The following is a 22,750-nucleotide window of genomic DNA, read 5'->3' as shown; positions in this document are numbered from 1 at the left end:
AAGCGGGAGTCATGCTCCCGCTTCTTTTTGTATGGTCACTTAATTTTGCCTGTGATATGATAGGTAAGTTGCGTTTCGAAATGATGAAATGATGAAATTTTGATAGAAAGTTAGTGAGGTGTTGTTATGGGAATTCCAGTAGTGGCCATCGTTGGCCGTCCGAATATCGGAAAATCCACAATTTTTAACCGTATCATCGGTGATCGTGTCTCGATCGTCGATGATAAACCGGGTGTCACACGTGACCGTATTTACGGCACAGGAGAGTGGCTCAACCGTAAGTTCCATTTAATCGATACAGGTGGGATCGAAGTAGGGGACGAGCCGTTGCTCGTTCAAATGCGTCATCAGGCGGAACTTGCAATCGATGAAGCGGACGTCATCATCTTCATGGTGAATGGACGTGAAGGGATCACGGCGGCTGATGAAGAAGTCGCGAACTTGTTGTTCCGTTCGAACAAACCAATCGTCCTTGCCGTGAACAAAGTGGATAACTTTGAAATGCGAGATCTCATGTATGAGTTTTATTCTCTCGGATTTGGAGATCCGTTCCCAATTTCGGGTACACACGGGTTAGGACTCGGTGACTTACTCGACCAAGTATTTGCACTCGCTCCAGAAAAAGACGAGTACGAATACAACGAAGACGTGATTCAGTTCTCGTTGATCGGTCGCCCGAACGTCGGGAAATCAAGCTTGACGAACTCAATCCTTGGTGAAGAGCGCGTCATCGTTTCAAACATTGCGGGTACGACTCGTGATGCGATTGATACACCGTTCACACGTGACGGACAAGAGTATGTCATCATCGATACGGCAGGTATGCGTAAACGCGGGAAAGTATATGAATCAACAGAGCGCTACAGTGTCATGCGCGCACAAAAGGCGATTGAACGCTCAAACGTGGTTCTCGTCGTCCTCGACGGGGAAGAAGGAATCATCGAGCAAGACAAGCGTGTCGCTGGTCTCGCGCATGAAGCCGGGAAGGCGATTGTCATCGTCGTCAATAAATGGGATGCCGTTGAAAAAGATGATAAGACGATGAAGAAGATGGAAGAGAAGATTCGTCAAGAATTCTTATTCCTCGACTATGCGCCGGTTGTCTTCTTATCAGCGCTCACGTCAAAACGCTTACAGACATTGTTGCCTGTCATCAAACAAGTGGCTGAAACACATCGCCGTCGAATCTCGACGAGCGTGTTGAACGATGTCATCGTCGATGCGGTTGCGATGAACCCGACACCGACGGATAAAGGACAACGATTGAAGATCAACTACGCAACTCAAGTGGCCATCGAGCCGCCGACGTTCGTCTTGTTCGTCAACGATCCTGAGTTGTTGCATTTTTCGTATAAACGTTATTTAGAGAATCAAATCCGTAAAGCATTTGACTTCACCGGGACACCGATTCACATCGTGGCTCGTCAGAAAAACTAATAACGGGGGTGCCACTTATGGCAAACGTAGCTGTCATCGGAGCAGGGAGCTGGGGAACGGCCATCTCGCTCGTGTTAGCAGATAATGGCCATGATGTCCTGCTCTATGGACGTGAACAAGAACATGTGGATGAAATCAACTCGTCACATACGAACTCGTTTTATTTGAAAGACGCGCCATTACCTGAATCCATTCGTGCGACGACGAACTTGAAAGAGGCGTTAGACGGTCGGAGTATCGTTTTTCTCGTCGTCCCGAGTTCGGCGATTCGTCCTGTCTCAAAGGAATTGAACACCTTGTTGACGGAACCTGTCACCATCGTTCATGCCGCGAAGGGGATCGAACCGAAAACGCATAAGCGTCTTTCAGAAATCATCGCCGAAGAAATCGAACCGGCTAAACGTCGGGCAATCGGTGTATTGACAGGACCGACTCATGCTGAAGAGGTTGCGGTCCGGAAACCGACGACCATCACGATTGCATGTGCTGACCTTGATGTCGCGGATGAAGTGCAGGAACTCCTCACAAACGATCAGTTCCGCGTGTACTTGAATTCTGACGTCGTTGGGGCCGAATACGGCGGAGCACTGAAAAATATCATCGCTCTAGCGGCAGGTATGACGGATGGACTCGGTTATGGGGACAATGCGAAAGCTGCCCTCATGACTCGTGGGATTGTAGAAATTGCGCGACTTGGCGTGAAGCTTGGAGCGAACCCGGCCTCGTTCTCAGGATTGACAGGAATCGGAGACTTGATTGTGACAGCGACGTCACAACATAGCCGTAACTGGCGAGCCGGTAATGCCATCGGGCGTGGTGAAAAGTTAGAAGACGTTCTCGGAAACATGGGAATGGTCGTCGAGGGCGTCCGCGCCTGTGAAGCGGCCCACTCCCTTGCGAAAGAGGCAGGTGTGGAGATGCCGATCACAGAGGCGCTCTATAACGTGTTGTTTGAAGGGAAAAGCCCTCATGATGAAGTGAAGAAATTGATGAGACGCCCGCAAAAACACGAGATGGAACAAGTTTTCCATTTTGAAGAATAGACAGATTGAGAGAGGAGCTGACGTTTTCGTTCAGTTCCTCGCTTTTTTTTGCTAAACTTGAATTCTGGAGAACATAGAGAAAGTAGGGGGATAGACGTGACACCGTCACTCATCAAAATGTGGATATCATTCGCAGGGATCGGGGCTTTCGCCATCGCTGCATTAATGGTCGCACTCAGTCATACAAAACTGAGCGGTTGGTTCGCCACGCTCGTCAGACTGATTGCCTTCATCATTTTCTTATTTGGGACTGTTATCATGATTTTTGTCGTCGTCTCAGGACCGACTGGAGGATAAACGTGATGAAAAAAAAGATTGTCGCTATCAGTTTGATTTTGACGACACTGTTAGCTGGATGTATGTTTCCTGATTCAGAACGGGCCAACAATATCCCGTATGAAGACCAATTGAATACGGTACAAAGTGCGGTCGATGCCTATCGTGAGCAATCTGGGGTATTACCAATCAAAACAAAACCGGCGGAAACGCCTCTCATGGAGCGTTACCCAGTTGAATTCGCTCGTCTCGTGCCCGGTTATTTAGCGGACCCACCGGCGAATAGTTTCGAAGGTGGCGGGTTGTTCCAATATATCCTCGTCGATGTGGAGACGGAACCGACTGTGAAGTTGATTGACTTGCGTGTGTCTGAGCGGTTGCAGCAACTTCAAACGAACATCAACGCGTTTCGGGCAAAAGAAGGCAAGTTCCCATTTGACGGATCATTAGGTAAGAATCAGTTCACGCTCGATTATGATAAAATCTTTGTCACGGAAGAGCCGTTCATTCCAAGTCCCTATTCGGACCGTGAACTTCCAATCTATGTGGATGGCACGGGACAACTGTTTGTAGACTATCGAGAAGATGTGAAGGAAGCGCTTCAAAAGACGGATGAGTCGCCGGAAATAGGCGAAGACATTCGTTATTTGCTCTATAAAGATGCTCCATTCGCCCCAGCTTATTCGCAAGGATACACAATTGATGAACAAGGAGAGGTCGTGTTTTTAAACAACTGAACCTGTTTTGATAGTGAATGTCGCGAAATCATGCAAAAAATGTTGTCATATCAACGTTTGTACGATATGATTAATCCCGTAAACTCCCTGTGAGAGGAGGTGAATCGTGATGAACAAAACTGAATTGATCCAAGCTGTTACTGAGAAAGCCGATGTTTCTAAAAAAGAAGCAACGAAAATCGTAGAAGCTACGTTTGAATCAATCACTGAAGCACTCCAAAACGGTGAGAAAATTCAATTGATCGGTTTTGGTACTTTTGAAGTTCGTGAGCGTGCTGCCCGTAAAGGTCGTAACCCACGTACAAAAGAAGATATCGAAATCCCAGCGAGCAAAGTTCCTGCATTTAAAGCAGGTAAAGCGCTCAAGGATGCGGTCAAGTAATCTGCAATACATAAGTCGCCGAAAGGCGGCTTTTTTTGTTGGGTTTGCGAGTTCGAATGACGTGAATGTGACAAAAATGTGCTATACTATGTCAGAATGACAATGAAGTGGACGAGGGGGGATAGCATGGAACAGTTGACAAATGAATTCGTTGTCACAGACCTTGCTCGTCAAATCGAAACACGTATGAATCATCCCTATTTGACGAAACACGAGGTTGTACCAGCCGTCGACATGTTATTGCTTCGTTGGATGGTCGAGATGATTGATTTGGAATCGATTGAGCATCGACAACTCGTGATGGCAACCTATTTCGCACATCAAGCGCTTGATTTACACGACCAAGTGAACAGCAGCCCGAACGGGTCTTTGGCACGCCAATTAAAAGTGCTCGCCGGAGACTTTGCATCGGCTCAGTTTTATAAAATCTTGACGGACTTTCCATCATCATACAGTGATCGATTCGGTCAGTCTGTACAGCGGGTCAATGCGGCGAAGTGCACCTTATTGCTTGAGAAGAACGTTTCAATGAACGTTTGGCTCGAAGCGAACGTCGGATTGATTCAAACACTTTCCGAACTGATTGAACAACCTTATTTGACAACGAGCGGGAAACGAATGATTGAAAAGAAAGCGACAGCGCTTAGACAAGACCAAAAAGAGCAACTCACGACGTTGCTCGCGCATGCGGTCGCTTAGAACGGAAAGGATGTTACGCGTTGCAACCGATAGAAAAAGAGCAAAAAGTATACGAAGTATTTCAGTCCATTTCTCCGAGCTACGATACGATGAACTCGATTATCAGCTTCCGACTTCATAAATGGTGGCGACGGACAACGATGAAAAAAATGAACGTCTTTCCGGGGGCTAAATGTTTAGACGTTTGTTGCGGGACGGCTGACTGGACGATTCAATTGGCAGATGCTGCTGGAAACACGGGTGTTGTGAAAGGACTCGATTTTTCAGAGAACATGTTAAAAGTGGGAGAGGAAAAGGTCAAATCTTGGCCGAACATCGAATTGCTTCATGGAAATGCGATGGCTCTTCCGTTTGGTGACAACTCCTTTGACTATGTCACAATCGGATTTGGACTCCGAAACGTTCCAGACTACATGACGGTCTTGCGTGAAATGCACCGTGTCTTGAAACCAGGTGGGACGGTCGTTTGTCTTGAAACGAGCCAACCGACAGCACCGCTTTTTAAAGAGTTGTATCGTTTCTACTTTGGAACGGTCATGCCGCTTTTCGGTAAGGTCTTTGCCGGTTCATACGATCAGTATAAGTGGTTGCAGGAGTCGACCGATCAGTTCCCAGACCGTTTGACGCTCAAGCGGATGTTCGAAGATGCCGGGTTTGAACAAGTCGAAGTGAAGACATTCTCCGGAGGTGCATGTGCCATGCATCTAGGAAAGAAGTGGTGAACCATGTCTTTGAAGCGACTTTATCGTCATATGAACCGAGAGATTGATCAAATCGATCAATTCTTATCTACTCGAGTCAGGACGGACCACCCTGTCATTGAATCGGCATCGCGCCAATTACTCGATGCCGGTGGCAAGCGCATCCGACCCGCCTTCGTTTTACTGAGCGCCGGGTTCGGTGAGACGAAAGATATCCGTTTGACGAAAGTTGCCTCAAGTCTTGAGTTGATTCATATGGCATCACTCGTGCATGACGATGTCATCGATGACGCGATGCTCCGTCGTGGCAAACCGACCGTGATGGAACGATATGATGAAACAGTAGCGATGTATACAGGGAATACGTTATTCGGAGAAGCGATTCGTCTCGTATCCGAAATTGATTCACCAGAAGTGATGCGCATCATGGCAGATACGATGGAACGAATCTGTGTCGGTGAAATCAATCAAATCCAAGATCAATTTGAGTGGGGGCAATCACCGAAGCGCTATTTAGATCGGATTGCGCGAAAGACCGCTCTGTTGATTGAAACGAGTTGTGCGGCAGGAGCTGTCATCTCTGGAGCGTCTCCACAAATCGTGAGGCAATTAAGTCTGTTTGGATATGATATCGGCATGGCTTTTCAAATGACGGATGACTTGCTCGATTTTACCGCTAAGAGTTTTCAACTCGGTAAGCCGGTCGGGGAAGATTTGAAGCACGGTCATAAAACGTTACCGCTCCTGTATTCATCTGAGGACCCTGACTTTTATGAACGTCTCCGTCAAGTGAACGCCTCGACGGATGTGGAAGTGACGAAATCTCTCGTCCGGGAAGTGCAACGAAACGGAACGTTAGAACGCAGTCAACGGACGATTGATCGTTACGTCAACCGTGCCATCCGCCGACTAGACGGGTTGCCGGATGTTCCGGACAAGCGATCGTTAATTGAAATTGCGCAATATATTGGGAAACGCAAATGGTGAATGCCCATGTAACCCCTTTCAAAAATGTGTCGGACCGTGTACACTAAATACGTACATCGTACACATTTATAGACTTAGGGGGATTTGGGGAATGGAAAAGACATTTTTAATGGTTAAACCTGATGGGGTAAAACGTGGATTGATTGGGGAAATCATCTCACGCTTCGAAAACAAAGGATATACGTTGAACCGTCTCGAAATGGTGACACCGTCAGTTGAGGTCGCAGAGGCACACTACGCAGAGCATAAAGAAAAGCCGTTCTTTGGTGAATTGGTTGAGTTTTTGACTTCTGGTCCTGTTGTTGCGATGGAATGGGAAGGGGAAGACATCGTGGCCGTCTCTCGTTTAATGATCGGGAAGACGAAGCCAGTGGATGCTCAACCAGGAACGATTCGCGGCGATTTTGCATCGACGATGTCACAAAACGTGATTCATGGTTCTGATAGTGTGGACAGCGCGGAACGTGAACTCTCACTTTGGTTCGCTGAAGTGGCTTCACACGTTTCATGACTTTTCGAGGGACGGGGAAACCTGTCCCTTTTTGATTCCCTTTGAGTTGCCTGAGATCAGAAGAATGCGGAAATGAGAAAGAATTGAGGTTGAAATTGGTGATGAATGATTATGCCATCTTTGTAAAAAAGTTTTATATCAAGTCGGGTATTGACTTGAACTTATATAAAGAGGCGCAGATGAAGCGCCGTATGGTCGCACTACGCGAAAAGAAGGGGTATGCATCGTTTTTGGAGTATTTGAAGGCGATGGATACAGATCGTCAACTTTACGAGGAGTTTCTCGACCGGATGACAATCAATGTGAGTGAATTTTATCGCAACCCGATTCGTTGGCAACAGCTTGAAGAGGACATCCTCCCGCATCTGATTCGCTCGAGTCAAGGGAAGCTTCGCGTATGGAGTGCTGCCTGTTCAACAGGAGAAGAGCCATACTCACTTGCCATGTTGTTGTCGAAACATCTGGCCCCATCTCAATTTTCAATCATGGCCACGGACTTAGATGATGTCGTCATCGAAAAAGCGAAGCAAGGAAAGTACCATGAGCGGGCGCTCATCGATTTGCCGGAGGAGTTTCAGAAGCGCTACTTTACCCGTCGTGGCGACGACTATTATATTTCAGATGAGATCAAGCAACTCGTGACATTTAAGAAGCATAACTTGTTAGCGGATGTGTACGAACGTAACTTTGATTTGATCGTCTGTCGAAATGTCTTGATCTACTTCACTGAAGAAGCGAAAGAGAAGGTATATACGTCATTCCAACGGGCGTTACGTCCAGGTGGGATGCTATTTGTCGGTGGAACGGAACAAATTTTCCAACCGAAGCGTTATGGCTACGCAATGAAGCAAAGTTTCTTTTATGAAAAAATAGATGGATGAGGTGATCGGATGCGTTATTTGACAGCTGGTGAATCACATGGTCCCGGTCTGACGGTCATCATTGAAGGGGCCCCAGCCGGACTCGCGATCGATATTGCGCAAATCAATGCGGAGTTAAAAAAACGTCAATCTGGTTACGGTAGAGGGCGCCGCATGCAAATCGAGTCAGACCAAGTAGAAGTTCGTTCGGGAATACGGCATGGCGTGACCACGGGTGCACCCATCACTTTTTGGATTGAGAATAAAGACCATACGCATTGGAAACACGTCATGCAGGCGGAACCGATTGAAAGCGACATCGAAGTGAAGCGCCGCGTCTCTCGGCCGAGACCTGGACATGCTGACCTGGTCGGTGGGATGAAGTATGACCATCGAGACTTACGTGACGTGTTGGAGCGCTCGAGCGCAAGGGAAACAGCGGCTCGTGTCGCGGTCGGAGCTTTCTGTAAGCAACTCCTTCAACAAGTCGGGGTGTCCCTCTTTAGTTATGTCAAAGTGATTGGTGGGGAACGTGCGGAGTCGTGTACATTCGATTCGCTTCAAGAAGCACAAGCAGTCGTCGATGCGTCACCGGTGCGTACGTTAGATGAAGCGGCCGCGTTGCGAATGATGCATCGCATCGATGAGGCCAAGGCAAATGGAGACTCGATCGGTGGGATCGTGTGTACAGAAGTACATGGTATTGTACCGGGACTTGGCTCGTATGTGCAGTACGACCGTAAACTGGATGCGAAAATCGCACAAGCGGTCATGAGTGTCAACGCGTTTAAAGGTGTTGAATTCGGTGAAGGGTTCGAAATGGCGTATCGTCCGGGTTCTGAAGTGATGGACCCGATCGCATACGGGGATGATGGATATACGCGACTGAGTAACCATCTCGGTGGATTTGAAGGGGGCATGACAACGGGGATGCCGATCCTTTGTTCAGCCGTCATGAAGCCCATTCCGACCCTCTATAAACCCTTACAATCGGTCGATATTGATACGAAAGAGGCATTTTTGGCTCAAATCGAGCGGAGTGACTCGTGCGCCGTGCCTGCCGCTTCCCTCGTCGTTGAGGCGGTCATCGCATTTGAAATCGCGAAGGAAATGTGTGAGACGTTCGGGCACGACACGATGGAACGAATCAAACATCGAGTCGATGAGTATCGGGAGGAGTTACGAGTATGGTAACGATTCCAATCTCAGCATCGACCCCATACGACGTCGTCTTGGACAATCAGGATCGTTGGATCGATTCGGTTGATTGGTCAAGGTATTCGATGCTATGGGTCGTTACGGATAAACATGTCGAGTCTCTTTACGGAGAGTCGTTCCGTTCTACATTGAAACTGACCCATCCTCACGTCGTCTCGTCCGTCGTCGAAGCGGGTGATGCGTCGAAATCGCTATCTCAGCTCGAGCAGCTTGTCGCAGAAGGATTGCGCCATGGATGTGACCGCCAGACGTTGATTGTCGCCTTTGGTGGTGGGATGATTGGCGACTTGGCTGGCTTTTTAGCAAGTGTCTACATGCGAGGCGTTCCATACATACAAGTGCCGACGACGATTTTGGCTCACGATTCGGCTGTCGGAGGCAAAGTGGCAGTCAATCACCCCCTTGCGAAAAATGCGATTGGTTCGTTCTATCAGCCATCAGGCGTTTATTACAACGTCACTCGACTGAACACCTTGTCCGTCCAGGAAGTGCGAAGCGGTCTCGGTGAGTTATTGAAACATGCGTACTTATCACGTTACGTCCTCGAATCCTCTTTCGAGGACGACTTGTTTTTAGACTTGAACGAGAACGAACCATTGGATTGGGTGTCGTGGCTTGCTCGTGGGATTCGAGTGAAACAAGCCATTGTCGAGAAGGACGAGCGAGAACAGGGCATTCGTGCTTGGCTCAACTTTGGGCATACGTTCGGTCATGCCCTTGAGTCGGTGGAAGCCTATCGGATCCCACATGGGGAAGCGGTTTTACATGGGATGGTGTTCGCTTTTCTCGTGTCTGGAGATGAAGTTCGAGCGATGCAGTTGTTCGATTGGATGCGTTCAAATGACGTCACGCCGATCGATTGGCAACCATTCGACCGCTACGTGGAAAAAATGATTCGGGATAAAAAGAACCGTCACGGTGCAATTCGTTTTGTGTTACTTCGTGAAACGATCACCGTTGAGTCGGTACAGCTAGAACATCTTCAACAGACGTTTGAACAGATGAAAGGATGGTGGGAACGATGAGTTTAAACGGTTCTATCCGTGTACCGAGTGATAAATCCATCACACATCGGGCATTATTATTCGGGATGATGGCGAACGGGACGACGCACGTGCGGAATCCGCTCCTCGGTGCCGATTGTCGTTCGACAATCGAGGCGATTCGATCACTTGGAGCCGATGTGACAGAACAGCAAGACGAACTAGTCATTAAAGGTATCGAGTCTCCGCGCTCGGCACGGCTTGACTGTGGGAATTCAGGTACGACGATGCGCCTTCTGATCGGTCTCTTGTCCGGCTATAACGGGTCGTTTGAGCTCGTAGGCGATGAATCGTTATCTAGACGTCCGATGCGCCGCGTTACCAAGCCTTTACGAAACATGGGTGCACATGTGACCGGGGATATGGCGCCTCTCGTCATCGAAGGGACGGGGCTTCGATCGATTGACTATACGTTACCGGTCGCGAGCGCCCAAGTGAAGTCGGCCGTCCTACTCGCCGGCTTACGTGCCTCGGGTACGACGGTTGTTCGAGAACCGATGTTGTCACGAGACCATACCGAGCGCATGTTGCCCCTATTCGGTGCGAAGCTGTCGATTGTAAACGAAGAAGGGTTACGCGTCATCCGTGTCGAACCCTCGACATTGACCGGATGTACGGTCGACGTACCGGCAGACCCGTCATCGGCTGCATTTTTCTGGGCAGGGGCGGCCATGGTGGCAAATAGTTCGGTTACGACGACGGACGTCTGTTTGAATGAGACGCGGATCGGATTTTTACGTACGCTCGAACGGATGGGCGCGAATGTCGTCATTTCGAACGAACGATTGGTCGGTGAAGAACGAGTCGGGGACGTGACGGTCACGACGAGTGAGTTATCCGGCACGGTCGTCGAAAAGGATTTCATTCCTTCACAGATTGATGAATTACCCCTGTTCGCTCTCGTCGCCTCTCAGGCGAATTCACCGTCCATCGTAAAAGATGCAGCGGAACTGCGCGTGAAAGAAACCGACCGGATTGAGGTGGTCGTCTCAGAACTACGCAAATTAGGTGTGGACATCGTCGGCACCGAGGACGGATTCATCGTCCAGCCGAGTCGCCTTCACGGAGGGGATGTCTCGACTTACGGAGACCATCGCTTGTCCATGATGTTACAGATTGCGTCACTCGTGACCGATGAAGCCGTTCACATCGAGGGGATCGAGGCATCCGATGTCAGCTATCCTCGATTCCGTGAAGATTTACAACGGGTTCAACGTAAGATAGAATAACGACAAACCGAAGCCCAGGAGGACGAACCATGCTAGATGAATCAGCTTTAACACATATAATCGAGATGCTTGAGTCAGGTGAGACGGAACATGCACTCATGCATTTAGAAGAACTTGAGAAGGAAGGGTCGGATGATGACCGTTTAGCTATCGCTGACCTCTATTTAGAGTTAGGTCTTGCCGACCGAGCGACAGCCGTTCTCTCAAAGCTATACGTCGACTATGAGGGAGACCCGAATGTCGCCTTATCGCTAGCGGAAGCGTATTTGGATAGTGACCGTGAAGAGGAAGCGATTGCCGTGCTTGAAAAAATCAAATCGGATGACGCAGATACGCAAGTGAGGAGCCTCGTCCTCCTCGCTGACCTGTATCAATCGCAAGGATTGGATGAAGTGGCAGTGAAGAAACTGATGGAGGCGCTCGAGAAAAATCCGGATGAACCTTTACTCATTTATGGATTGGCTGAATTGTATGCCTCGACCGGTTCATTTGAACAAGCCATTCCACTTTATGCGCGACTTCCGAAGATGAAGTTGCCGGCTGAAATCGACTATCAAGCGGATTACGCGGAGGCCCTCACGATGGTCGGGTCGTTTGAAGAGGCGCTCGAGGAATACGAGCGGGCCACACATCGTGATTTGAATACCGTCTTCGGTCATGCGATGACGGCTCATCGGATCGGACGTGAGGAAGTGGCGATCAAGCAGTTCAAAGAGCTTCAGGCGATGGACCCAGACTTCACGTCGCTCTACTTGCCTTATACCGAGGCACTCGATGCAATCGGGCAAACGGAAGAGGCCATCGAGATCGTCGATCAAGGCATCACGCGCGACGATTATAATGATGAACTGCGGCACGTTAAAGCAAGGCTGCTTCTCAAACTCGGAAATCGGGACGGTGCCATTAAAGAACTGCGTGAGGCGCTCGTGTTAAATCCAGAATCGTTACAAGCGACAGAATTGCTCTTGTCGATTTTATTTGAAGCAGGAGAATTTGATGACGTTCTCGAAACCATCGATGCACTCGAAGATCATACGACGTCGCCGCTCATGACATGGTACAAGGCGAAGGCGAAATATGAGCTCGAAGCGTATGACGAAGCGGTCAGTCTGTATGCCTCAATTGAGCCGATGATGAAAGAGGACGTGTCATTTGTGACGGAATGGGCTACACTGTTGATAGAGGAAGGTCGTAGACAAGATGCGCGACGTGTGGTCGAGCAATCGCTTGCATTGGTGGTCGATCTCGATGATCGCCAATTGCTCGAAGAACAGCTCGAACAATTGTCTGATGACGTAGAATGAATAAGGGAAGGGAATGAGGTCAGATGGTCGAGCGGAAACGTAATTTTTTGAAGCGATTCGTCGCTCATCATACGCTTCGGAAACGTGAAGCAAAGTGGATTCTTGACTATTGGTTAAGACATCCTGAAAAGCTTGGCAACGTTCATTTCGTGACAAACGCTTCAGTCTCACCACGAAGTCTCGTGATGACAGCGTACGGGTTTGACGGTGAACCGTTTCGATACCGACGGGGAGACCTTGTGACCATGAATCCTGAGAAGGCTTATCATGACATCCGTCTACACGATGGGCCAATCTATGTAGAGTTAAATTTTCAAGGCATGATGATCGATGAGAACTGGGTCGACATCGTCGAACAGAATCCGTTTGAACCAGTGGCAGAAGTGAGAGACGAAGTCTCTTCCTCTGCTCAAACGGTCATTCAAGCATCGGTTGCTCAATTTGAAGAAGAGCGATTGCTGATTGAAATCGATAAAGCGCTCGACCGACGAGACGAGAATTTATTCCGCAATCTGACGACTCAACTTCATCAAGTGCGAGCATCTAAATTATTTTGAAAAAAACAAGCGCTTCCGTTCCGGTAGGCGCTTGTTTTTTGGTATATTAATTACGTAGGAATACACATTTATTTCACAGTTCGTTCATAACTTTGAAAGGTGAGCGAAGTCATGTACGCTACAATAGACATGATGAGATATGAAGGAGAGGAGGGAAAAGATGAGGTTCGATAGTCAAGGGGCACTCCGCTCGATTGCCGAACGACAATACGTCGATACGCTCATCGTTCCGCTCGCAGAATTGGCGTTTGGTGAAGATATGGTTCGTAAAGCCGAAAGCTATGAAGTGATTCATGCCGTCACGGCTGAGACAGAACGTCAATTATCTGGTCGAACGATGCTCAGCCCGACCATCAGTTACACCGATGTGGAAGCTGGTGTGAAGTTGGCGCAGGATGTGGTGGCGAAAGCAAATTCATCCGGATTTTCTCACGTATTGTTTATCGCGTCAGACGTCCGTTTCAAAGCATTTGATTTGCCGGTTTTGTTCGTACCGCCGCTCGCGCTTGGATCGATGTCAAGCGATCAGGCGCACACGATGGTCCAGAATTTTGCGACGCAAGTCATCACGGAACTTTCGAGCCGTTGGATGGCGACATGAAGCGGTTGACGTAGAGGTTTTATTGATATACTATTTTGTTGAGTGAGAAATTTTTGTGAAGAATGCATAAAGAATTATGGGGTTATGCACACGAATGAGGGGGGAACGAAATGGCTCAAAATGGGTCAAAAGTCACGCGCCGTCAGTTCTTAACGTACACACTGACTGGAGTAGGTGGCTTTATGGCGGCAACATTGATCAGTCCGATGGTCAACTTTGCGATCGATCCGGTTTTGAAAAAATCCGGTGCAGGCGACAAAGTAAAAGTAATGAGTCTTGATGACATCACGACTGAGCCGCAACGTGTCGACTTTAAGAAACAAACACAAGATGCTTGGTATGAATTTGAAGAAACGCTTTCAGCATGGGTTTACAAAACAGATAGTGGCGAGATTGTCGCGCTTTCTCCGATTTGTACACACCTAGGTTGTCAGGTAGCCTACGCTGGTGACCCGACTCGTCCAACAGAATTCTTCTGTCCATGTCACTTGGGACGTTATGAAAAAGATGGAACGAACATCCCAGGTACACCACCGACAGCACCACTTGCACGTTATGAAAAAGAAGAAAAAGACGGCTTCCTATATTTAGGTAGTCCAGTCGCTCAGTAATGAGAGGGGGAACTAGCCGATGTTACAAAAAATTTATGACTGGGTCGATGAACGCGTAGACATCACACCGCTCTGGCGCGATATCGCAGACCATGAAGTACCGGAACACGTCAACCCTGCTCATCACTTCTCTGCATTTGTCTATTGTTTTGGCGGTTTGACGTTCTTTACAATCGTCATCCAGATCCTTTCAGGGATGTTCTTGACGATGTATTACGTACCAGATATCATCAACGCGCACGCGTCGGTGTATTATTTGCAAAATGAGATCGCACACGGACAAATCGTTCGTGGGATGCACCACTGGGGCGCATCTGTAGCCATCGTCATGTTATTCTTACATACGCTCCGCGTGTTCTTCACGGGATCGTATAAGAAGCCGCGTGAGCTCAACTGGGTCGTCGGTGTTCTCTTGTTCTTCGTCGTCTTGGCGCTCGGACTCACAGGATACTTGCTTCCATGGGACATGAAGGCATTGTTCGCAACAAAAGTTACGCTTCAAATCGCTGAAAGTGTACCGGTTATCGGTGGTATTGCGAAGACACTTCTCGCTGGTGGTGAGATTGTCGGGGCGAGCACACTCGCACGATTCTTCGCAATTCACGTCTTCTTCTTACCGGCGGCATTGTTCGGACTGTTGGGAGCCCACTTCTTGATGATTCGTAAACAAGGGGTTTCTGGACCGCTATAAGCCGATTCGAGGAGAAAAAGGAGGAGAAACGATATGCATCGCGGTAAAGGGATGAAATTTGTAACCGACTCTCGAGTAGGAATCTCGAATCGGAAACAAAACATTGCAAAAGACTATTCAGAATACCCAGGACGCACAGAGGCGTTCTGGCCGAACTTCTTGCTTAAAGAGTGGATGGTAGGGTCGGTCTTCTTGATCGGATTCATCGCTTTGACAATTGTCGAGGCACCACCGCTTCAAAATATCGCCGATCCAACGAACACGTCATACATTCCGTTGCCGGACTGGTATTTCTTGTTCTTGTATCAATTACTCAAATATCAATTCGCTGCTGGGGACTGGATCTTACTCGGCACAGTCATTATTCCAGGTTTGGCGTTCACGGCACTTCTCGTTGCACCATGGCTTGACCAAGGTCTTGAGCGTCGACCGGCGAAACGACCAGTCGCGATCAGTTTCATGTTACTTGGAATTCTCTCGGTCTTCTACTTGACTTGGGAATCTGTTCAAACGACACACTGGGATCAAGTCCATGCACAAGGTGAGCTTCAAATTCCAGGTGAAGGTCCTGAAATCGATACAGCGGCTCCAGGATATGAGATTTATTCGGCTCAATCTTGCGTCAACTGTCACGGTCAAAACCTAGAAGGTGGAGCAGCGGCTCCAGCACTCGTCGGAACGCAGTATACGGCCGAAGAGATCGCGGAAATCGCGGTCAACGGTGTCGGTACGATGCCAGCTGGTCAGTGGGACGGTTCAGATGAAGATCTCCAAGCCATGTCTGAGTTCATCGCTTCATACGGTGAAGGCGGCGAAAATAACAAGTAAGTCTTCAAGTGTAGCCTGGATATCGGGCTACACTTTTTTACTTCTGCACGACGCATACGATAAACTGAAGAAAAAGGATTGAGATAATGAACCCCATGTTTTTAAAACCGTTCTTGATGCATCGGATTGTACTGACTGTTTTATTGATCATCAACTTGGGAGGGACGATTTACGGATATATCTGGTATGAGCCTCAATTGCGTGACACACCGTACATCTATTGGCTGTTCGTACCGGATAGTCCGACGGCATCATTTTTCTTTACGATTGTTCTCGGACTTTGGTTAGCTAACAAGTGCTCCCCGTTGTTCGAGACACTCGCCTTCATCACGTTGGTCAAATACGGGGTCTGGGCCGTAATCATGAACATCATGTATCTCGGTACGTTACCACCGGATGCGCCGACCTTGACCATCTTGATGGCTGTCATGTTGATGGTCTCTCATGGTGCGATGGCGCTTCAAGCACTCATCTACGCACCATTCATGAAATGGACCATTACTTCGTTTGTCTGTTCATTGATTTGGGTAATTCATAATGACGTCGTCGATTATGTGCTCGGTCAATGGCCGCGCTATCCGTCACTCGCGGAACATATCATGTGGATCGGCTACGGCTCTTTCTGGTTGACCGGATTATGTTTTTTTATGGGATATGCGTTCGTACTACGCCCATCGCTTGAAAATAAGGTCATAAGAATGTAAAATCAAATTATCAAATACATGCAGAGGTGAAATAGAAAATGTCATTAGGTGGCTATATTTTCTATCTTGCACTGATCATGCTCATCCCCTTATGGGCCCAGATGCGAGTGAAAAGTACGTATAAGCAGTTTTTGAAACAACCGCTCCAAAGCGGTGTCACAGGTGCACAGGTCGCTGATTTCATCATGAAACAAAACGGTGTGCACAACGTGAGAATCGAAATGGTCGATGGACTCATGAGCGACCACTATGACCCGGTCAATAAAGTCGTTCGTTTGTCTCGCGAAGTGTATCAAGGGTCGACAATCTCGTCTGCCGCGATCGCTGCGCACGAGATCGGTCACGTCATTCAAGATGCGACAGACTATAAGATGATGCGCGTCCGCCATAGTCTTGTTCCGGTCGTCAACATCACGTCGAACTTGTCTTTCCCATTGTTGCTCGGTGGTTTCTTATTCGGGGCACTCGGGTTGGCTCAACTCGGTGTCATCATGATGCTCGGGGCGGTCGTGTTCCAGTTGATCACGTTACCGGTCGAGTTCGATGCATCGAAACGAGCGATGGCGCAATTGACGTCTCACGGAATCGTGACGGCGACAGAAGAGACTGGTGCACGTAAAGTGTTGAATGCTGCGGCTTGGACTTACGTCGCTGCAACGCTCGTTGCGGTTGCCGAACTTATTCGTTTGGCACTCATCGTCTTTATGCCACGTGAGGAATAGGATTGAATGGAATCCCGTCGGTAGGCGGGATTTTTTTATTTTTTGTTGAAAGGAAATGTTGTCAATGAAACCGAAGCTGACCGAGACGGGTCATCACCAATTGACAAATCGACTTGCGATGCTAAGAAGAGAGCGGACGGATGCGCGTGAACGGTTGCGGACAGCTCGAAAGTTTTGTGATTTCCGCGAAGACGTCACCTACACTGAAGCGGTACGTCAATATGAGCGGATCGAGGCGGATGTATTAGAACTGAATCGCCTCCTTGACGACGCGACCATCGTCGAATCCGTTCAGTCGGAAGTCGTGACGTTCGGAAATCAGGTCGTGATTCGGGAAGTGCAACAAGAAGAGACCGAGCGCTATCGAATCGTGAGTGAGGCAGAAGCGGATCTAGACCGAGGAAGCATCTCCGTGACATCGCCACTCGGTCGTCGTTTGATGGGGGCGACAATGGGGCAAATGATTCATGTGGAAACGCCAGGAGGTACGATTCAAGTCGAGGTGCTCCACATCGAATCATAAAAAATCGCCCGTTCATCTCTGTGAACGAGGCGATTTTTTTGCTTATTTCAAAGGCATCCGATTTTCATCGAACGTAAACCCTTCGCCCCCGACTTCATACACGTGATGGAACGTGACGAACGCATGCGGGTCGATCTGTTTGACGATTGTCTTCAAACGGTTCACTTCGTTACGGCCGACGACGACATATAAGACCTCGAGTTCTCGGTTCGAATAACCGCCTTTTGCGAGCAGTCGGGTCGTGCCCCGGTTCATCGTCGCATGAATACCGTCGGCGATAGCAGTGCGGTGGTCACTGATGATCATCGCCGCTTTACCGGCATACGTTCCTTCTTGCATCGAGTCGATGACGCGTGCCCCGATATAGACGGCGAGGAGTGTGTACATCGCCTCACGAATGTCGAGGTATGTCAAACTGAGGACGATGACAAAGAAGTCAAAGATTAGAAACGTCTTCCCAATCGACCAGCCGATATAGCGTTGTACGAGTCGCGCGATGATATCGACGCCGCCCGTCGTCCCGCCATTGTTAAAGATGATGCCAAGACCGACTCCGATGAAGAGACCGGCGAACAAACTGGCGAGCACCATGTCATCCGTCAAGTCGATGACGAGCGTCGAATACTTGGCGATGAGTGCGTACCAAAGTGAAAAGGAGAACGTCCCGATTAGTGTATAAACGAAAGTCGTTCGACCTAACAACTTGTAACTCATGAAAAAGAGCGGGATGTTTAGTGCCAAGTTCGTGACAGAAGGTGAGATATCAAATAGTCCGCGGAGAATCAATGTGATCCCGGTGAACCCACCCTCGGCCAAATTGTTTTGGACGTTGAAGTGATAAACGCCGAATGCAAAAATAAAAGAACCTATTAAGATAAAAATAATATTTCGAACACGAATCGGTAATTGTACCGTCATCAGGTTCACCTCCCCTTAGATAGAGTACTCGAAAAACAGTTCGATTGACTACCCTGAACATATGACATTCAGAAACGAGTCGGCTATACTTTTCAAAGAAGAGGTGATGTAGATGAAAGTAGTAGCCATCGGGGCACATCCGGACGATATCGAAATCGGGATCGCCGGCATGACCGCCCAATGGACGAAAGAGAAGACTGAGGTCGTGTACGTCGATTTGACGAGAGCGGAACTTTCTTCAAATGGTGATGTAGAAACGAGACGACAGGAGGCAAGTGCGGCTGATGACGTGCTTGGTGTCCGTCGAATCAATCTAGGATTTAAAGACCGGGGGATTGACGGGGGAGAAGAGCAGCTCGAGGCAATCGTTTCCTTGATTCGCCGTGAGCGCCCAACCCACTTGCTCTATCCATATGAGGTCGACCGCCATCCGGACCATGCGGCCTGCGCCCATCTCGTGACAGAGGCGCTGTTTAATGCCGGGATTCGGAAGTACTTACCCGAACTCGAGGCATATCGTCCGGAAAGTGTGTACCAATATATGATCAATGCTCACGTCGAACCGGATGTGTGCGTGGATATTAGTGACACGATCGAAGTGAAGACACGGGCGCTTCAATGTTACGCGAGTCAGTTCACCCCCGTCGATGGGGTGAAGACACCGCTCACCGATGCGTACGTGGAACGGGTCATCGCCCGTGAACGCCATTTTGGGAGCTTGATTGGCGTCGCTTATGCGGAAGGCTTGAAGCGCGTTCGACCGTATGTCGTAAAACAGGCAGGTGAGCTCGCATGACATATCGGATTGGGATTCTGTGTTATCCATCGGTCGGAGGCTCTGGGATATTGGCGACAGAGCTCGGCATGAAGCTTGCGGACCGAGGACATGACGTTCATTTCATTACGAGCAGCATGCCGTTTCGTTTGAACGCCTATCACCCGAATATCACGTTCCATCAAGTCGAAATCAATCAATATTCGGTCTTTCGGTATCCGCCGTACGACATGACGCTCTCAGCGAAAATCGCGAGCGTCATCCAATCGTTCGGGCTTGATGTCATCCATGCACACTATGCCGTACCGCATGCCGTTTGTGCCGCGCTTGGTCGCGAGATGGCGGGAGTGAAGACTCCGATCGTGTCGACGTTACACGGGACCGATATTACCGTGCTCGGTGAGGACGAGGAACTGAAACCGGCCATTCTTTATGGATTGCGCCAATCGAACGCGATCACGGCGGTCTCGCATAGTTTGAAACGAGAGACAGAAGAGCGGATTGCCAGTGATTTACCGATCCAAGTCATCCATAACTTCATCGATGAATCGGTGTATACGCCTCAACTCGACCCGACACTCCGGGAACGGTACGGCTTGTCGGATGAGGACCGGGTCGCCATCCACATTTCAAACTTCCGTCCTGTCAAACGCGTCGACCTCGTCCTTGAGGCGTTCGATCAGATGGATGTTCCGAATAAGAAACTATTGCTCGTCGGAGACGGTCCGCTCATGGGTGCGATGCGTCGACTCGTGACGGAAATGGGGCTTGAAGAGCAGGTCATTTTTGCCGGGAAACAAGAACAAGTCGCCGCACTTCTGGCAATCAGTGACGTTCACGTCCTGTTATCAGACAAGGAGGCGTTCGGTCTCGTAGCGCTCGAGGCAATGGCGACAGGTGTGCCCTCTGTCGTGAGCGATGCGGGCGGGCTACCTGAAGTGATCACGGACGGTGAGGACGGTTTCGTCGTTCCAAAAGGGGATGCGAGCCAGGCCGCCTCTGCGATGGAGCGGCTCTTGACCGATCGTTCGCTACGAGAACGGTTCCGACAAAATGGATTGGTGAAATCCCGGCGTTTCGCCTCACATGACATCGTGACCGAATATGAGCGCTTGTATGAACAGGTGGTGACATCATGACAGAATGGGAATACGCAAAACAAATCATCGACACCATCGAACACCATGGGGGCGAGGCGTATATCGTCGGTGGTGCTGTTCGGGATTACGTGCTCGGGAGTCTGCCCGATGATATCGATTTGGCGACGTCCCTCTTCCCGGAGGAGGTGATGGCGCTGTTCCCGAAGTCGGTTCCGACCGGTATTGAACATGGGACCGTCACGGTCATTCTCGACCACCATCCGTTCGAAGTGACGACATTCCGTTCAGAAGGGTCATATTCGGATTCGAGACGACCGGACCATGTCGCACTCGGGGTGTCGCTTGAAGAGGATCTATTACGAAGGGACTTCACGATGAACGCGATGGCGTTCCATGATGGGCGAGTGGTCGATTTATTCGGTGGCCAACATGATTTAGAGGAACGAATCATCCGAACAGTCGGCAGTCCGTTTGAACGGTTCGGAGAGGACGCGCTTCGCATCATGCGCGCGCTTCGCTTCATGTCACAGCTCGACTTCACCTTACATGACGAGTTGCGGGAAGCGGCGAGCGGGCTCGGTCATAAGCTCGAACAGATTGCGATGGAGCGTATCGCAATCGAATTCGAGAAACTGTTGACGGGACCTGCGTACAAGAAAGCACTAGGTGAGATGGTCGAGCTCGGCATTCATCGTCATTTACCAAACGTGACGACCGAACTGATGCAGCGTGTCCAAGAGGACAATCGGACCCCTGTGAACGCGGTCAGCGGGTGGGCACTCTTTCTTTATCATGCACAGGATGACGGCTGGCTATCGCCATGGAAACGGTCGAACGCCATCAAACGGGAGGCACGCACACTTGCACAGCTCTGTGAGACAGGGCTTGACCGGATGACGATTTATGCGACGGATGAACAGACGCTCTCCACTTATTTCCGAATGAACGGGGAGAGAGACCGAAGCCGTGAACTGAAACAGTCGCTCCCGATGACGTCACGGAAAGAGTTAAAGTTTAACGGCCGGGACGCCTTAGCGCTCGGGGCACGAGGGGAAGCGATCAAGCATCTGTTAGCCGACCTCGAACGACGCGTCATCTTAAACGAGTTACCGAACCATGAGACAGTATTGAAAGAGGAGGCGAAACGATGGCTTCAACGCGCGGGCGTGTTCTGACGCTATTACAAGATGGTGAAGTATGGAGTGGCCAAGAGTTGGCCCGTCAATTAAATATTTCACGTACCGCTATTTGGAAACATATCGAAACGCTTAAGCAAGACGGTTATGCGATTCATACGATCCCAAGAAAAGGATACCAATTGCTTGAGCAAAGTGACCGATTCGATGAACCGGCGTTTGCGTCATATCGGAAGGGACGGTTCGGTCAAATCGTCCATGCGTTTGACCAAATCGACACGACACAACGAATCGCCCATGAGCTGGCGCAACAACACGTGCCAGAGGGGACGCTCGTCATGAGCGAGGAACAGACGGCAGGGCGCGGACAACTCGGTCGAAATTGGTACAATCCGAAGCACGTCAATATCGCGGCAAGTGTGATTTTAAGGCCGGAGTTGCCCATTCGCGACGCATCAAAGCTTACCTTGATGGCGGCGAGTGCGTTTGCGAAAGCGTTGAATGCACGTGACCTTGACGTGACCATCAAATGGCCAAACGATTTACTGCTAAATGGCAAGAAAATCGGAGGCGTTCTGACAGAAATGCAAACGGAAGGTGACCGCATCCAAGCCGTCATTTTAGGGTTTGGAATGAATGTCAACGGCGATGACATTCCGACGGAGTTGGCGCACCGGGCGACCTCCCTGTATTTAGAGACCGGGACGCGGTATCATCGCAGTGAGTTATTGGCAGAACTGTTGGCAGAACTCGAGACCGAATACGATCGGTTCCTTGACGTGGGATTTGCGCCCGTTCGCTTGAACTGGATGAAACATGCCGCCTATTTAAATGAGTCGGTCACCTTGAGTGGGTCCCGGACGTCGCGAACAGGTGTCATGCGTGGCATCTCGGACGAGGGGGCATTGCTACTCGAAGTGGATGGAACGGTCGAACCGGTCTATTCTGCTGAGATTGCAGTGTGGAATGATTGATGAAAGCGAGACCATCGACTATACTTAATGTGTCGGACGCTATCAATTTTTGAAGTGTACCGCGCTTGCAGACTGTCACATTCAGTTGTCTGCCTTGATCATTATGACAGGGACAGAAGGACACTAACTCATGAAAACCATGAATTTGTTTTTCGTGCGCCTTCTTGCCATCTGTGTAAGAGG

The 22,750-nt window shown here is 49.4% G+C and carries 27 protein-coding genes; 26 read left to right on the top strand and 1 reads right to left on the bottom strand.

Going from position 1 to position 22,750, the window contains the following annotated elements; all coding sequences use genetic code 11:
- Nucleotides 1-126: 126 nt before the first annotated feature.
- From der to KNO72_RS01425, 22 genes are all read left to right on the top strand, one after another.
- Complete coding sequence (der, locus tag KNO72_RS01530) at nt 127-1,437, top strand: ribosome biogenesis GTPase Der (protein WP_078146739.1); 1,311 nt, start codon at nt 127-129, stop codon at nt 1,435-1,437.
- Between the two features lie 17 nt (nt 1,438-1,454).
- Nucleotides 1,455-2,480, top strand: coding sequence for an NAD(P)H-dependent glycerol-3-phosphate dehydrogenase (locus KNO72_RS01525; protein WP_031421751.1), 1,026 nt, complete (start codon nt 1,455-1,457; stop codon nt 2,478-2,480).
- 96 nt (nt 2,481-2,576) lie between these two features.
- Entirely contained in the window at nt 2,577-2,777 is a 201-nt protein-coding gene (locus KNO72_RS01520; protein ID WP_015881463.1) for a DUF2768 domain-containing protein, read from the top strand.
- Between the two features lie 5 nt (nt 2,778-2,782).
- Complete coding sequence (locus tag KNO72_RS01515; protein ID WP_015881464.1) at nt 2,783-3,493, top strand: hypothetical protein; 711 nt, start codon at nt 2,783-2,785, stop codon at nt 3,491-3,493.
- Nucleotides 3,494-3,602: 109 nt separating this feature from the next.
- A complete protein-coding gene (locus tag KNO72_RS01510) occupies nt 3,603-3,875 on the top strand; it encodes an HU family DNA-binding protein (protein ID WP_015881465.1) in 273 nt (90 codons plus the stop codon).
- 126 nt (nt 3,876-4,001) lie between these two features.
- The gene (locus KNO72_RS01505; protein WP_015881466.1) at nt 4,002-4,574 is read left to right on the top strand and encodes a heptaprenyl diphosphate synthase component 1; all 573 of its coding nucleotides are present in this window, start codon (nt 4,002-4,004) and stop codon (nt 4,572-4,574) included.
- Nucleotides 4,575-4,594: 20 nt separating this feature from the next.
- Nucleotides 4,595-5,296, top strand: a complete 702-nt coding sequence (locus tag KNO72_RS01500) for a demethylmenaquinone methyltransferase (RefSeq protein ID WP_015881467.1) — start codon at nt 4,595-4,597, stop codon at nt 5,294-5,296.
- Nucleotides 5,297-5,299: 3 nt separating this feature from the next.
- Entirely contained in the window at nt 5,300-6,262 is a 963-nt protein-coding gene (locus KNO72_RS01495; protein ID WP_078146741.1) for a polyprenyl synthetase family protein, read from the top strand.
- Nucleotides 6,263-6,353: 91 nt separating this feature from the next.
- Nucleotides 6,354-6,773: a nucleoside-diphosphate kinase gene (gene ndk, locus KNO72_RS01490; protein WP_015881469.1), complete on the top strand. Its 420-nt coding sequence runs from the start codon at nt 6,354-6,356 to the stop codon at nt 6,771-6,773.
- A 101-nt stretch (nt 6,774-6,874) separates the two neighbouring features.
- The gene (locus KNO72_RS01485; RefSeq protein ID WP_015881470.1) at nt 6,875-7,654 is read left to right on the top strand and encodes a CheR family methyltransferase; all 780 of its coding nucleotides are present in this window, start codon (nt 6,875-6,877) and stop codon (nt 7,652-7,654) included.
- Nucleotides 7,655-7,663: 9 nt separating this feature from the next.
- Complete coding sequence (gene aroC / locus KNO72_RS01480; protein ID WP_078146743.1) at nt 7,664-8,827, top strand: chorismate synthase; 1,164 nt, start codon at nt 7,664-7,666, stop codon at nt 8,825-8,827.
- The gene (locus KNO72_RS01475; RefSeq protein ID WP_078146744.1) at nt 8,821-9,876 is read left to right on the top strand and encodes a 3-dehydroquinate synthase; all 1,056 of its coding nucleotides are present in this window, start codon (nt 8,821-8,823) and stop codon (nt 9,874-9,876) included. Before aroC ends, KNO72_RS01475 begins: the two co-directional genes overlap by 7 nt.
- Nucleotides 9,873-11,123, top strand: coding sequence for a 3-phosphoshikimate 1-carboxyvinyltransferase (aroA, locus tag KNO72_RS01470; RefSeq protein WP_078146745.1), 1,251 nt, complete (start codon nt 9,873-9,875; stop codon nt 11,121-11,123). The genes KNO72_RS01475 and aroA overlap by 4 nt, the downstream gene beginning before the upstream one ends.
- Nucleotides 11,124-11,152: 29 nt before the next feature.
- Nucleotides 11,153-12,427, top strand: coding sequence for a tetratricopeptide repeat protein (locus KNO72_RS01465; protein WP_214684456.1), 1,275 nt, complete (start codon nt 11,153-11,155; stop codon nt 12,425-12,427).
- Between the two features lie 23 nt (nt 12,428-12,450).
- A complete protein-coding gene (locus tag KNO72_RS01460) occupies nt 12,451-12,984 on the top strand; it encodes a ReoY family proteolytic degradation factor (RefSeq protein WP_015881475.1) in 534 nt (177 codons plus the stop codon).
- A 160-nt stretch (nt 12,985-13,144) separates the two neighbouring features.
- Nucleotides 13,145-13,585: a YpiF family protein gene (locus tag KNO72_RS01455; RefSeq protein ID WP_015881476.1), complete on the top strand. Its 441-nt coding sequence runs from the start codon at nt 13,145-13,147 to the stop codon at nt 13,583-13,585.
- Nucleotides 13,586-13,695: 110 nt separating this feature from the next.
- Nucleotides 13,696-14,196, top strand: coding sequence for a QcrA and Rieske domain-containing protein (locus tag KNO72_RS01450; RefSeq protein ID WP_015881477.1), 501 nt, complete (start codon nt 13,696-13,698; stop codon nt 14,194-14,196).
- A gap of 19 nt (nt 14,197-14,215) precedes the next feature.
- Nucleotides 14,216-14,887, top strand: a complete 672-nt coding sequence (gene qcrB, locus KNO72_RS01445; protein ID WP_015881478.1) for a menaquinol-cytochrome c reductase cytochrome b subunit — start codon at nt 14,216-14,218, stop codon at nt 14,885-14,887.
- Between the two features lie 33 nt (nt 14,888-14,920).
- Nucleotides 14,921-15,715, top strand: a complete 795-nt coding sequence (locus KNO72_RS01440; RefSeq protein WP_015881479.1) for a menaquinol-cytochrome c reductase cytochrome b/c subunit — start codon at nt 14,921-14,923, stop codon at nt 15,713-15,715.
- 86 nt (nt 15,716-15,801) lie between these two features.
- Nucleotides 15,802-16,419, top strand: coding sequence for a DUF1405 domain-containing protein (locus KNO72_RS01435; RefSeq protein WP_214684455.1), 618 nt, complete (start codon nt 15,802-15,804; stop codon nt 16,417-16,419).
- A 38-nt stretch (nt 16,420-16,457) separates the two neighbouring features.
- A complete protein-coding gene (locus KNO72_RS01430; RefSeq protein WP_015881481.1) occupies nt 16,458-17,141 on the top strand; it encodes a zinc metallopeptidase in 684 nt (227 codons plus the stop codon).
- Nucleotides 17,142-17,205: 64 nt separating this feature from the next.
- Nucleotides 17,206-17,664, top strand: a complete 459-nt coding sequence (locus tag KNO72_RS01425) for a GreA/GreB family elongation factor (RefSeq protein WP_214757097.1) — start codon at nt 17,206-17,208, stop codon at nt 17,662-17,664.
- A gap of 42 nt (nt 17,665-17,706) precedes the next feature.
- Here KNO72_RS01425 and KNO72_RS01420 read toward each other — a convergent pair whose 3' ends face one another.
- The gene (locus KNO72_RS01420; RefSeq protein WP_015881483.1) at nt 17,707-18,582 is read right to left on the bottom strand and encodes a YitT family protein; all 876 of its coding nucleotides are present in this window, start codon (nt 18,580-18,582) and stop codon (nt 17,707-17,709) included.
- A 112-nt stretch (nt 18,583-18,694) separates the two neighbouring features.
- Between KNO72_RS01420 and bshB1 the strand changes: the two genes are divergently transcribed.
- From bshB1 to KNO72_RS01400, 4 genes are read left to right on the top strand one after another with little or no spacing between them, the layout of a single operon-like run.
- Nucleotides 18,695-19,378 (top strand): bacillithiol biosynthesis deacetylase BshB1, encoded by a 684-nt coding sequence (bshB1, locus tag KNO72_RS01415; RefSeq protein WP_015881484.1) that lies wholly within the window; start codon nt 18,695-18,697, stop codon nt 19,376-19,378.
- Entirely contained in the window at nt 19,375-20,496 is a 1,122-nt protein-coding gene (bshA, locus tag KNO72_RS01410; protein WP_214731033.1) for an N-acetyl-alpha-D-glucosaminyl L-malate synthase BshA, read from the top strand. The genes bshB1 and bshA overlap by 4 nt, the downstream gene beginning before the upstream one ends.
- The gene (locus KNO72_RS01405; RefSeq protein WP_214757096.1) at nt 20,493-21,632 is read left to right on the top strand and encodes a CCA tRNA nucleotidyltransferase; all 1,140 of its coding nucleotides are present in this window, start codon (nt 20,493-20,495) and stop codon (nt 21,630-21,632) included. Before bshA ends, KNO72_RS01405 begins: the two co-directional genes overlap by 4 nt.
- A complete protein-coding gene (locus KNO72_RS01400; RefSeq protein ID WP_214684453.1) occupies nt 21,605-22,567 on the top strand; it encodes a biotin--[acetyl-CoA-carboxylase] ligase in 963 nt (320 codons plus the stop codon). The genes KNO72_RS01405 and KNO72_RS01400 overlap by 28 nt, the downstream gene beginning before the upstream one ends.
- The last annotated feature ends 183 nt before the right edge of the window (nt 22,568-22,750 follow it).

The sequence above is a fragment of the Exiguobacterium sp. s123 genome, assembly GCF_018617075.1.
GTDB classification, from domain to species: domain Bacteria; phylum Bacillota; class Bacilli; order Exiguobacteriales; family Exiguobacteriaceae; genus Exiguobacterium; species Exiguobacterium profundum.
This window is presented reverse-complemented; position numbering and strand designations above follow the sequence as displayed.